General features: G+C 41.2%; 11 protein-coding genes. 4 read left to right on the top strand and 7 right to left on the bottom strand.

Going from position 1 to position 13,283, the window contains the following annotated elements:
- Positions 1–65: 65 nt before the first annotated feature.
- From aroL to gpt, 6 genes are all read right to left on the bottom strand, one after another.
- Complete coding sequence (aroL, locus tag AC5JQI_RS05650) at positions 66–596, bottom strand: shikimate kinase AroL (RefSeq protein WP_237386649.1); 531 nt, start codon at positions 594–596, stop codon at positions 66–68.
- A 172-nt stretch (positions 597–768) separates the two neighbouring features.
- Positions 769–2,022 carry a glutamate-5-semialdehyde dehydrogenase gene (gene proA / locus AC5JQI_RS05645; protein ID WP_493914010.1) on the bottom strand — a complete coding sequence of 418 codons (1,254 nt, stop codon included), beginning with the start codon at positions 2,020–2,022 and terminating at the stop codon, positions 769–771.
- 29 nt (positions 2,023–2,051) lie between these two features.
- Positions 2,052–3,155 carry a glutamate 5-kinase gene (gene proB, locus AC5JQI_RS05640; protein WP_237386674.1) on the bottom strand — a complete coding sequence of 368 codons (1,104 nt, stop codon included), beginning with the start codon at positions 3,153–3,155 and terminating at the stop codon, positions 2,052–2,054.
- Between the two features lie 163 nt (positions 3,156–3,318).
- Entirely contained in the window at positions 3,319–3,720 is a 402-nt protein-coding gene (gene crl, locus AC5JQI_RS05635) for a sigma factor-binding protein Crl (RefSeq protein ID WP_493914009.1), read from the bottom strand.
- Positions 3,721–3,792: 72 nt separating this feature from the next.
- A complete protein-coding gene (gene frsA, locus AC5JQI_RS05630) occupies positions 3,793–5,040 on the bottom strand; it encodes an esterase FrsA (protein WP_493914008.1) in 1,248 nt (415 codons plus the stop codon).
- 15 nt (positions 5,041–5,055) lie between these two features.
- Positions 5,056–5,517: a xanthine phosphoribosyltransferase gene (gene gpt, locus AC5JQI_RS05625; RefSeq protein ID WP_493914007.1), complete on the bottom strand. Its 462-nt coding sequence runs from the start codon at positions 5,515–5,517 to the stop codon at positions 5,056–5,058.
- 260 nt (positions 5,518–5,777) lie between these two features.
- Here gpt and pepD point away from each other — a divergent pair, with 260 nt between their 5' ends.
- Positions 5,778–7,238, top strand: a complete 1,461-nt coding sequence (gene pepD / locus AC5JQI_RS05620; protein WP_493914006.1) for a beta-Ala-His dipeptidase — start codon at positions 5,778–5,780, stop codon at positions 7,236–7,238.
- A 342-nt stretch (positions 7,239–7,580) separates the two neighbouring features.
- Positions 7,581–8,840 carry an MFS transporter gene (locus tag AC5JQI_RS05615; RefSeq protein ID WP_493914005.1) on the top strand — a complete coding sequence of 420 codons (1,260 nt, stop codon included), beginning with the start codon at positions 7,581–7,583 and terminating at the stop codon, positions 8,838–8,840.
- A 78-nt stretch (positions 8,841–8,918) separates the two neighbouring features.
- Here the strand turns inward: AC5JQI_RS05615 and AC5JQI_RS05610 are convergent, their stop codons facing one another.
- Entirely contained in the window at positions 8,919–10,955 is a 2,037-nt protein-coding gene (locus tag AC5JQI_RS05610) for a choline transporter (RefSeq protein WP_493914004.1), read from the bottom strand.
- A 210-nt stretch (positions 10,956–11,165) separates the two neighbouring features.
- Here AC5JQI_RS05610 and betI point away from each other — a divergent pair, with 210 nt between their 5' ends.
- Both betI and betB read left to right on the top strand, forming a co-directional pair.
- Positions 11,166–11,762 carry a transcriptional regulator BetI gene (betI, locus tag AC5JQI_RS05605; RefSeq protein WP_493914003.1) on the top strand — a complete coding sequence of 199 codons (597 nt, stop codon included), beginning with the start codon at positions 11,166–11,168 and terminating at the stop codon, positions 11,760–11,762.
- A 36-nt stretch (positions 11,763–11,798) separates the two neighbouring features.
- The gene (betB, locus tag AC5JQI_RS05600) at positions 11,799–13,277 is read left to right on the top strand and encodes a betaine-aldehyde dehydrogenase (RefSeq protein ID WP_493914002.1); all 1,479 of its coding nucleotides are present in this window, start codon (positions 11,799–11,801) and stop codon (positions 13,275–13,277) included.
- Positions 13,278–13,283 lie beyond the last annotated feature (6 nt).

Raw genomic sequence — 13,283 nt, 5'->3', positions numbered from 1 at the left:
ATAAGCAGCCTGATATATAAGATTTCCCCGCACTATAAAAAATAAACTTTAAATACCTTAATATATCAAATTAGTTTATTTTCTCGCGTTAAAATATAATCCTTAATATTGGATACGATATTTTCTGTCGCTAAACTGGCATCTACAATGAAATCAGCACACTCACGGTATAATGGCTCTCTTTCAACCAATATGCCCTCGATTTCTTCAATGATAGATTTCCCTGTCAGGCTGGGGCGCTGTGAGTTTTCTGGGTTGAGGGATAATCGTTTGATTAAAACTTCTGCGGATGCTTGTAAATAAATCACGATACCATTTTGTTGCATATAATGGCGATTTTCCGATGACAATACCATTCCCCCTCCCGTTGAAATAGTACATTCATTTTGGCTAACCGTTTTCAATATCTGGCTTTCCACTCTTCTGAAATATTCCCAGCCATGTTCTTCAACAAGATCGGAGATAGTCATTTTACTGGAGGTTTGAATACTGTCATCAGTGTCAATAAATTTGTACGACAATGCTTCAGCCAACAACTTACCTATTGTCGTCTTCCCTGCACCTCGTGCGCCTACGATAAATAGAGTCTGTTTCATTTCGTTGTTTTCCTGAAGGTGATATAAAATTAAGCTTAAATATAAAGTATAGTAACTAAAAGTTTACACTAATGTAAATAATGTAAATGATTTTTTCATCAAACAAAAAGTCACACCTAAATTAAGTGTGACTCAACATAGTTGAATGAATTCTAATTAAAATAGAATTTGATTAGCGGCGGGGTAAATAATCGCCATAGCCAATCCATTTATATGTTGTCAGAGCATCAAGCCCCATCGGACCTCTGGAGTGCAATTTCTGGGTACTGACAGCCACTTCAGCCCCTAAACCAAACTGACCGCCATCAGTAAAGCGAGTGCTTGCATTCACATAGACAGCAGCAGAATCCACATGACGCACAAAATAATCAGCCTGCCGCAAAGACTCAGTCAAAATTGCATCAGAATGAGCAGTACCATAAGTACGGATATGCTCGATAGCCTGATCGATATCGCTGACAATCTCCACATTCATATCCAGCGATAACCATTCATCACAGTAATCCCCTTCCACTACTTCGATGACAGTCGCTGGGCCATCTTTCAACAATACCATTGCTGATGCACTCGCATGTAGTGTCACTCCCTGTTCCTTCATTTTGGTGCTCAGAATTGGCAGGAAACCAGCTGCAATTTTCTCATTCACCAACAGGGTTTCCAATGAATTACAGGCACTTGGTCGTTGAACTTTCGCATTAGTGATTATTTCTAATGCTTTTTCAGTATTGATATTCTCATCTACATAAGTGTGGCAAACACCAATGCCTCCAGTAATCACTGGGATCGTAGATTGTTCACGACACAGTTTATGTAATCCAGCACCACCACGCGGGATCAACATATCTACATAACGATCCATTTTCAGTAATTCAGCCACCAGCTCGCGATCTGGTCTATTGATAGACTGAACTGCCGCAGCAGGTAAACCACTTTGTTCCAACGCTTGCTGAATAACTTTAACCATAGCCTGATTGGTATGGTGGGTCTCTTTTCCACCGCGCAATATTACTGCATTACCCGTTTTCAGGCACAGTGATGCCACATCAATGGTCACATTAGGACGGGCTTCGTAAATCACGCCAATGACACCCAAAGGAACCCGATGACGGCTCAATTGCAATCCATTATTCAGTAATTGCCCATCAATAACCTGCCCTACCGGATCAGCCAAATGACAGACCTGACGTACATCATTTGCAATGGCATTCAACCGTTCTGCTGTCAGCAGTAACCGATCAAGCAGGGCTTCGCTCATGCTTTGCCCACGAGCATAATCCATATCTTGTTGATTGGCTGCAAGGATTACTTCATTTTCTGTTTCAAGCAAATCAGCAATGTGATTCAACGCCTGATTTTTCTGGCTTGTACTTAATTGTGCCAACTGCCACGATGCTGCTTTGGCTGCTTTTCCCATCTGTTCTAGCATGGTGGAATCCTTAACTTATGATCAATTAATTAACTTACGATCAAATCGTCACGGTGAACCGCAACGGCGCCATACTCATAACCTAGTATCTGGCTAATTTGTTGTGAATGATACCCAGCTATCAAACGTAAAGCGTCACTATTATAACGGCAAACTCCATGAGCCAAATCCTTGCCGGATAAGCTGAGGATGCGAATAACTTCACCACGGGAAAAATTACCTTTGACGTTTTTGATCCCCTTTGGTAATAAAGAACTGCCTTTCTGAAGAATGGCCGTTTCTGCGCCATGGTCAATAATGATTTCTCCAGCCGGAGGCGCTCCAAAAATCCAGCGCTTACGGTTTTCCATCGGGCTAGACAAGCCATGAAAACGTGTTCCAACTGGTTTTCCTTCAATAACGTCGGAAATTACATCCGGCTTGTCACCAGCAGCGATAATAACATCAATTCCCGCACGCCCGGCCACACCTGCCGCCTGGAGCTTTGTGGCCATTCCTCCCGTACCTAAACCGGAAACGCTGTCTCCGGCCATCATTTTCAACTCATCGCTGATGTCATGCACTTCTGCGATCAATTCTGCATCAGGGTTACTACGGGGATCAGCAGTATAAAGACCTTCAATATCAGTCAGGAGCAATAATTTATCCGCACAGCCCAAAATGGCGGCCAACGCAGAAAGATTATCATTGTCACCAACTTTAATTTCTGCCGTAGCAACGGCATCATTTTCATTAATAATGGGAACAATATGATTATCAAGCAACGCTTGCAGTGTATCTCTCGCATTCAGAAAACGTTCACGATCTTCCAAATCTGCACGAGTCAGCAACATTTGTCCGACATGAATACCATAAATTGAGAAAAGCTGTTCCCATAATTGAATCAAGCGACTTTGTCCAACCGCTGCCAACAACTGTTTCGAAGCAATTGTTGCAGGAAGATCCGGATATCCTAAATGCTCACGTCCAGCCGCAATTGCGCCAGAAGTTACAATAATAATGCGGTGGCCTTTTTCATGCTGTTTAGCACATTGGCGAACCAATTCCACAATGTGGGCACGATTCAAACGACGAGAGCCGCCGGTCAATACACTCGTCCCCAGTTTCACAACCAACGTTTGGCTGCCATTCATCATATTTCTGCCATTACAGTTATTTGAAAAAAAATTTGAGAAAAACAATATGTTTAAAAAACAATTCGCTTAAAAAGACGAACCGTTAAAAAACAATATTCAGTTTTAACAGGAGAGAAGCGTTATGCCAACTGGCATAACGCAAAATTTAAAGAAAGAAGACTCATACCATGGTTTGAGTTTGGAGGGTGATGGTGTTTTCAGATGGAACCAAAGTAAGTTTGAGAGTATCGAAAGAATCGGCCAAACGTTTATGGAATGCCTGTAAAGTTGATTCAAGGTGTACAAGATCAGCCTTTTTTCTGATATTCATTGAATTCCATTCACCTTTTTTATCAAATAAGCCTATCTGATAATTATAAACAAAGCCCTGTCCCTGTTCTTCTAATTCTAACCACCATCCCCAAAATTCACGTTTTTCCGGCACCACTTTTGCACTGACACAAACAGCTAAACAGTCAAAGAAAAAATAACCATTTTGGCATTTTAATTCACGTACATACGGCCCTAATGCAGAAAAACGCTTTAACAACTTATTTTTAGAATAACTTGCGGGTAAAGTCATACAAAGGTCTCCTTATATACAGAATCACCTTTGTATCAAATGATTAAAAAATATCAAGTAATAAATTTTATTTTATAAAACTTTATCTTTCAGCCATACACTTATTTCGTGTAACGCCTTATTGAAACCACCATAAATTGACTTAGCAGGAATTGCCTTCAACGAACCATCTATTGATGACATTGCAATCAATTTTGAGTCTTTTCTTGGACTGAAAATGTCATCTTCCCAATATACCGACAACATAGGGACACTACAGCGACGCCCAAGCAAACCTTGATTTTTTAGCGAATAACAACTCAGCTCTGAACGCAATCGTTCTTCATCAACATGGTAGATACCCAAACGATTAGCCAGTACATCAATATACATTGACGGGATTTTCTGCTGTAGTTTTTCATCATGCAGTAATTCATGCACAATCGGCCCGACTACAGATACCCCTTTAATCAACTTTGGTTCCAGATAGGCGAGGCGAACAGCAATATTTGCCCCAAAACGGAAACCAAATACGCCTACACAGGTATGATCAATCCACGGTACGCTATTCAATTGCTGCAAAACTTTCTGATGAAGCGCACAGGTATCCTGCGTTAATGTAAATTTGGCAGAATAACCTACAGAAGGCACATCCAGCGTCAGCATAGCAAAGCCGAGGGGGGAAAAATGTTCACGGAATAGACGCCAACAATCACTCTGTACATTATCAAGGCTGGCACAGACTAATATTGTCGGGCAAGGCCCTTTAACATGGGAAGGAATATGCAGTAGACCTGTGACACTTTTGCCATCTTCTAACTGAAATTCCAACTTTTTCAATTCATAATCAGAAAATCGCGCTGCATTTTCATACGCTTTATTGGCAAGCACAATAGCTTGAGCTGCCAACCCATCACCGTGTAAATGAGGGTAAGCCGCGATACTATATAAAGTCGAAGCCTTTAACCAACATGCTCCGGCTTGTTCTGCCTCTTCGGCACACAATGCTTCTTGCTGCCAGTACATTGCAAGTTGCGACCACTCAAATGCCCAGTTTCCTTTGCGATAACCGATCACAGTATCCAACAGATGGTCAGTACTGCGCTCGGCATCCGTTACAGCAATCCGGCTGAGAACTTCTTGGATCTCCAGCGGATCTATTCCCCTCCAGATCCAAGCGAGCCAATTGATCATTCGATACCAATGCTCGCGGCGCTTCCCACCAAGCATATTCTCACTGGTAGTTGCAGACTGTGGGCGAGTGAATTTTACCAGTGTAGAGGTTTCCCGATGTTTAAAACCCGGCTTAAACAACGATTCTGAAAGGTTTTTTTTAGTCATGTCAAAAGAAAAATCTTACTGCTCATCACAAATAGGTGGAATGAACATTACGCCCATATCCCATGGCTGCTCAATCCATGTGTTTTGTGGAATATCAACAACATAATCATCCACAAGAGGGCGACCAGCGGGTTTCGCAAAAATAGTTACAAAATGGGCTTTAGGATACATATCGCGAATTGCCTTCGCAGTACCACCGGTATCAACCAAATCATCAACAACGATGAAGCCTTCACAGTCACCTTCCGCTTTTTTCAATACGGTCAATTCACGCTGATTACTATGATCATAACTGGAAATACAAACAGTATCGACATGGCGAATCCCTAATTCACGAGCCAATAATGCTCCCGGCACAAGGCCACCACGGCTAACTGCGATGATACCCTTCCACTGTTCTACGGGAAGTAAACGTTGCGCCAATTTACGTGCATGTATTTGCAACATATCCCACGTTACAACATATTTTTCACTCATAAAATTTGATCCTGGAAACTAAGAATATTTCAAAAAAGCGTTTTTTTGCGGAAAAAAGGTTGCGCAAGATTATAGTGATTTGAGTAGACAAAAACCAGTAAAAACAAGGTAAATCCTCATTCTGACTAAGCATTGCAGGCAATAAAATGGTATCCTCAGGCATGGCATGGGCATTGGGCTAACGCTAAATGACAAAAGCTCCCCAATGTGTCAAAAATTACCATTTTCATCTCACCAGATGTCATTACAGGAGATTCGCCGTGTCCGAATTATCAACATTAACCCCTCAACCCCTATGGGATATTTTTGCCGAAATTTGTTCTATCCCTCATCCGTCCTATCATGAAGAAGCACTGGCATCCCATATCATTGAGTGGGCCAGAAACAAAGGATTCCATGTAGAGAGGGATGAAGTCGGTAATATTCTGATCAGAAAACCCGCTTCAAAAGGGATGGAAAACCGCAAGGCGGTCGTACTTCAAGCACACCTTGATATGGTTCCACAGAAAAACAATGATACCCAGCATGATTTTACAAAAGATCCTATCCGTCCTTATATTGACGGAGATTGGCTCATGGCAGACGGTACAACGCTGGGAGCTGATAACGGTATTGGTATGGCTTCTGCTCTGGCGGTATTGGCAGACGAATCAGTCAAACATGGTCCATTGGAAGTTTTATTGACCATGACTGAAGAAGCGGGCATGGATGGCGCATTTGGCCTTAAATCTGGCTGGTTACAGGCCGACATTCTGATCAATACCGATTCAGAAGAAGAAGGCGAAATCTACATGGGTTGTGCCGGTGGCATTGATTTTATCACCACTCTGGTGCTTTCCCGTAAAGCATTGCCGGAGGGTTACAAAACCCTGAAACTAACAATTAAGGGATTAAAAGGCGGTCACTCTGGTGGGAATATTCATCAGGGACTCGGTAATGCCAATAAATTATTGGCTCGTTTCCTCTCAGCCCATGACGATGATCTAGATCTGAAATTAATCCATTTGCAAGGTGGAACTCTGCGTAACGCCATTCCTCGTGAAGGTTATACTGTCATTGCAGTTCCTGCCGATAAACTCGAAAAATTGTACCAGTTGAAAGATAATTATCTGGAAACACTGAAAAACGAATATTCGGTAATTGAAACTAATCTTACTCTCTTACTGGATGAAATCGAAACCTCATCACAGGCGTTAACGAAAGATTGCCAAACTCGTTTCTTATCCATGCTCAATGCTATGCCTAATGGCGTTATTCGTATGAGTGACGTTGTTAAAGGGGTTGTAGAAACCTCTCTGAATGTTGGAGTTGTGACAATGGATGAAGAGAAAACCGAAGTTATCTGCCTGATTCGTTCACTGATTGAAAGCGGTAAGATTTATGTCGTTGACATGCTGCATTCTCTCGCGAAATTGTCTGGTGCAGAAACAGTGGTAAGTGGTAGCTATCCGGGCTGGCAGCCTGATGCCAATTCTCCGGTCATGCATTTAGTTCGTGAAACTTATCACCAACTCTTTGACAAAACTCCAAATATCATGGTGGTTCACGCGGGTCTGGAATGTGGCCTGTTCAAAAAACCTTACCCTGATATGGACATGGTTTCCATTGGCCCGACCATTCGTGGCGCTCACTCCCCTGATGAAAAAGTCCACATTAAGAGTGTTGGTCAATACTGGCAATTTCTCACCGCTATTCTGAAATCTATTCCGGTTAAAGAGTGATACTTAACAACCGTAGAAAGCAATAAAACTACACTATCTCTCCCACGGCAGGCAGTGTGGGAGAGATCCCTTTTTTACATCACATACCGCATCGGTTTTGCCATTTTGGGATTACCACTCTAATAAAAGCTGCCGTTCCAACTGTGGGCTTTGCAATGTAACATGTATCCCGACTAAACTGACTCCTTATATCTTGAAAATTTATTACAACATAAATATTCAATAAATAACAAATCAAACCTTTCACTCTGACCCAATATAAAAGTGACATAAGTGAATTTAATATGTATCATTAATGTGATTTATAAATAAACATGGTTATTAATAAAAATAAGGGTAGTAATGAAAAATAATATTTCATTTTTCTTATATCAAATATCTGATATTTTATTCACGTCCTCTACAAGAGCGTTTGGCATGCTATTCTCATGGTGGATGATTGAAATATTAAATCTGGATTTTCAACTTGGATGGTTTATTTTTTCATCTTGGCTTTTGCAAGTCTTATTCTTGGTATTCATGAGTAATCTCGGTGATAGGTTCAATAAAAAAAATATAATCTTATTTTGCATTACCCCAACCTCCTTACTTTTCATAATTTCTAATTTTATAGATAGTAATCTATATCTACCATTAGGAATTATATACATTTTTGCCTCAGTTTCAGCCATACTCATTCAACCCATCGGCACCAGCATTCTTCCAGAAATAAGCGATACCAATAAGCTAGAATCCGCATTTAAATATAGAGGTATTGTTAACTCTGTTAATATCATACTTGGCCCTGCAATATCCGGGATCGTAATACATTATTTAAATATGAATGGGGCGTTAGCTTTTATTTCTTTAATGTCCATTTCATCAATTATTGGTTTTTATTTCATAAAAAATCAACAAAAAGAAAAACCATCACAATCTCATAAAAGTAATGTCGGGAGCCTTAAAATCATCACCAAAAATCCGACAGAAGCAACTTTAGTGATTGTTTCTTCGTTTTTTAATTTCACTATTGTTCCATTAGTCGCCTATATTATTCCCATTATCATTATAAATGAGTTTAAACTAAGTGCCCTACAGGTAGGAATGGCCGAAGCAACATTTGGCATAGGCATGATGATTGGCAGTACCATTGTCATTAAATATATAAATAAGATATTTTGTAAAGCTCATACTGCCTTTATTTCTGCATTAACTCTGGCTCTTTGCATAGCTGGAATATCAACTGCAACATCATTATTTCAATTATGTTGTTATATGTTAATTAGTGGAGTAGGTTTAGTTATTTATAATATAAATACAACTTCAATTAGATGCCTTGCTACACCAGAGTCATATCGCAATACAATGGAATCTAAATTCCTTGCCATTTGCATTGTATCAATTCCGTTAGGCATGATATCTGCAACATATATTGTGGAAAGCTATGATATAAGAATTTTGTTACTTGGATTTTCAGCTTTAATGGGATTAATGTCATTTTTTGTTTTATTCTCACCCAAATACGTAGAGATATCAAAAATGTCAGAATCTCAATTAGAGGGTTATTACGGTAAGATTTACCCTGAAGCTTACTATTCCGAGGGAATAAAAAATCATAAATAACATTAATTTTCTGTTTCGGTAAAAACCGCCTGTTTTATATAAAATTACAGGCAGTTTCTTATTATTCTGTATTAACTTTTAGCTCGGAAATATCAATGTCTGTCCCGGAGATTCCCTATTCAGATGAATAAAGTTCAGGTGTTTTTCATAATGGTCAAGAATGTCACTGATAATCTGCTCTTTTGTGTAATCCATTAAATCATTTCCCTGAGTTCCTTCCATCAGAAATGTTTCTAATCGATAATAATAGGATTTACCCGACCTTGCCCGATAGGTAAACCCGGGTACTGAGTAACGTTGCGGCCAGATTTGATAAACAAAATTCTGTTCATCTCCCAAATCAACAATCAACTCAAGTGGATTCAATCGCTTGTCTTCTTTCGGGGGCAAAGCATTAAACTGAACCCTTGCACCACTCACCACTAATTCTTTCGCGACTTCCAACATGGCTGGGCGACACACCATATCTAACATTCGTTGTGTGTTTTTTGTCCCCGGAAAATGCATCATGCGGCTTAAACGCTGCTTCCAATTCAAAGAACCATTGTCATGTACGAGAGTAGGTGACGTATTTTGCAATGAACTGGCTTTGCGGAAATCTTCTACCCGCAAAGATTTATATAACCCTGCCATCACAAAGAAGATAACAAAACTAAAAGGCAACCCCATTATAACTGTCATATTTTGTAAAGCAGAAATGCCATCAGTCATTAATATACCTAATGTTAATACCCCAATAGCTATAGACCAGAAGACTCTTAACCAATTAGGGGCATCATTATTGATATCACTGAGATTGGACGTGAAATTACCCAAAACCAATGAACCCGAATCTGCTGATGTCACATAAAACAGCAATCCCGTGATTGTGGCAACCGATGCACTGAACGTGAAGGCAGGATAAAGTGCCAACAAACCATAAAAACCTTGTTCTGGATGTTGCAGTACAGTTTCAGCCAACTGACGATTACCGTGAAGGATTTCATACAACACACTGTTACCAAAAATCGAAAGCCACAACAGGGTAAAAACAAATGGAATAACCAATGTTCCCATAACAAATTGACGAATGGTTCTGCCACGGGAAATACGTGCCAGGAACAATCCAACAAACGGCGACCAAGCCACCCACCATGCCCAGAAAAATAGCGTCCAACTATTCATCCACTCAGTCGGGCGTTCAAATGCAAAGCTATTCAGCGTCATTCCCATGAATCGGCTAATATAATCTCCAACATTCTGCACCAATCCGTTGAGCAGGAACTCGGTATCGCCCACAAACAAGATAAACAAGACAAGCCCCAGAGCCAGCAGTATATTCAATTCGGACAGAAAACGAATCCCTTTATGCACACCAGAAGTCACAGAAATAATTGCCATCACCACGGACAACAATATCAAACCGCCCTGAACGCCCAAGCCTTGCGGTAATCCGAAAAGCACTTTCAGGCCGTAATTCAACTGCACCACCCCAATTCCCAACGTGGTTGCAATCCCAAAAATAGTTCCTATCACTGCCGCAATATCCACGGCATGACCAATGGGACCTTTTATGCGATCACCAAAAATGGGATAAAGTGCTGAACGAATGGTCAGGGGCAAATTGTAACGATAACTAAAATACCCCAACGCAATGCCCATCAAGGCATACATAGACCAGCCCGTCAGGCCATAGTGGAACAGCGTCCACACCATCGCCTGACGGGCTGCTTCTATCGTTTCTCCTTGACCCGTTGGTGGTCGCATATATTGCGTCACAGGTTCTGCCACCGAGAAAAACATCAAATCAATACCTATCCCGGCAGCAAACAGCATGGCGGCCCAACTAAGCAGGCTAAATTCCGGCTTGGATTGCTCTGGCCCCAATTTGATGGAGCCAAAACGGGAAGCAGCGACAAAAACAACAAATACGATGTAAAGCGTCGCAGCAAGCAAATAGTACCAACCAAAGGTTTTAGAAACCCAATTCAGTGTATTTTTTATCCAGATACTTGTCGCATCAGTAAAGAAAATCGTGAATAGCGAAAAAATAATAATTAGTCCAGCCGAGAAGAAAAAAACGACAGAATTTAGTGTGTCCTTCTGAGTGTTTTTTGGACTGTCTTGTGTGTTCATAGGCAGTTCCTGAAATTAATGAGTGTAGAAAAACAGAAAAAGAATAATTGATATAACCATATGAATTAAAATTAAATTTTAAATTACATTTAATAATTTAGATTTCACATTGTAAAAATATTGTAATAAAACATATTTAATTTTGATTGAATATTCAATTAAAAAAAAGTTTAATACCCGCCGAATGATTGATTTTCTGAGCCTAAGATAATGCCCAAAATTGGAATGCAGTCGATAAGAAAACAGCAACTCATTGATGCGACATTAACCGTTGTCAATGAAGTTGGAATGCAGGAAGCCAGTATTGCGCAAATAGCCCGAAAAGCAGGCGTTTCCAACGGAATTATCAGCCACTACTTCAAAGATAAAAATGGGCTACTGGAAGCCACCATGCGTTATCTGCTGAATCAACTGGGCATGGCAGTAGCACGTCGATTACGTCTGCTTGACAACGCAACTCCCGCGCAGCGGCTAAAAGCGATTGTCGAAGGGAACTTTGATCCCAGCCAAATCAGCAATGCGGCAATGAAAACCTGGTTGGCATTTTGGGCAAGCAGCATTCACCAGCCCAAACTGTATCGTTTACAACAAGTTAATGAACGCCGCTTGTATTCTAATATCTGTGTTGAATTTAGGCGCGCTCTTCCCAAAGCAGAAGCACGGCTGGCGGCTCAGGGACTTGCAGCATTGATTGATGGTATTTGGTTAAGAAGTGCATTAAACAGCAAGCCCTTTGACATTGACGGGGCATTTAAAATCACTATCGATTACATCAAACAGAAACTCAGTACATCTGGTATGACCTGAGTTCAAACCTTATGGATAGGCTCTTAAGGAGAATCTATGACCCATTTTGGATTACAGAAACTTTATATCCATGGTGCTTATGTTGATAGCATCACCCCTGACATCAAGACCTTTGATGCAATCAATCCCGCTAATGGCGGGATTATTGCTCAATTTCAGTCCGCAACAGAGCAGGATGTTGATCTGGCTGTCCAGAGTGCTCTTCAAGGACAGAAAATTTGGGCAGCCATGACAGCAGTGGAACGTTCCCGGATCTTACTCAAGGCAGTGAATATTTTGCGTGAGCGCAATGATGAACTGGCTGAACTGGAAACACTGGATACAGGGAAACCACTTTCTGAAACCCGGCAACTTGATATTGCTTCTGGTGCTGATGTATTGGAATATTATGCAGGTTTAATCCCTGCCCTTGAAGGGCAGCAAATTCCATTGCGTGAATCATCTTTTGTATATACACGTCGAGAGCCACTGGGTGTTGTGGCAGGCATTGGTGCATGGAACTACCCTATTCAAATCGCTCTTTGGAAATCTGCACCCGCACTGGCTGCCGGTAATGCAATGATTTTCAAACCCAGTGAATTCACTTCTCTCACTGCTCTAAAATTAGCTGAAATTTATACCGCAGCCGGTTTGCCTGATGGCGTGTTTAACGTCCTGACTGGCGCAGGTCATGAAGCAGGGCATTATCTGGCAATCCATCCGAAAATTGCCAAGATATCTTTTACCGGCGGCACAGTCACCGGCAAAAAAGTCATGGCAAATGCGTCCAGTTCCACCTTAAAAGAAGTCACAATGGAGCTGGGTGGCAAGTCCCCTCTGATTATCTTTGATGATGCAGATCTGGATCGCGCAGCTGATATTGCGATGATGGCAAACTTTTTCAGTTCAGGTCAGGTTTGTACTAACGGAACACGCGTTTTTATTCCCAAAGCCATGCTCTCACAATTTGAAGCCAAAATTCTTGAGCGTGTTAAACGTATTCGCATTGGTTCACCTCTTGATTTCAACACCAATTTTGGCCCTCTGGTCAGCTTCCCGCATATGGAATCTGTTTTACGCTATATCAATAGTGGCAAAAACACTGATGCCCGCTTGCTCTGTGGTGGTGAACGCATACAGGAAGGCGAACTGGCAAAAGGCGCATTTGTTGCACCAACGGTATTCAGTGATTGTACTGATGATATGCTGATTGTACGGGAAGAAATCTTTGGCCCTGTCATGTGTATCCTGACTTATGAAACGGAAGATGAAGTTATCGTGCGAGCCAATAACACCAATTACGGCTTAGGTGCCGGATTAGTGACAAAAGATCTTTCTCGTGCACACCGGGTCATCCATCAACTGGAAGCCGGAATTTGTTGGATCAATACGTGGGGTGAATCTCCGGCTACCGTGCCTGTGGGCGGTTATAAACATTCTGGTGTTGGTCGTGAAAATGGGCTGATGACACTGCAACATTACACACAGACTAAATCAATACAGGTGGAACTGGGCGATTTTGAATCCCTATTTTAATCCATA

Source organism: Xenorhabdus sp. XBWT (genome assembly GCF_059072735.1).
This window is presented reverse-complemented; position numbering and strand designations above follow the sequence as displayed.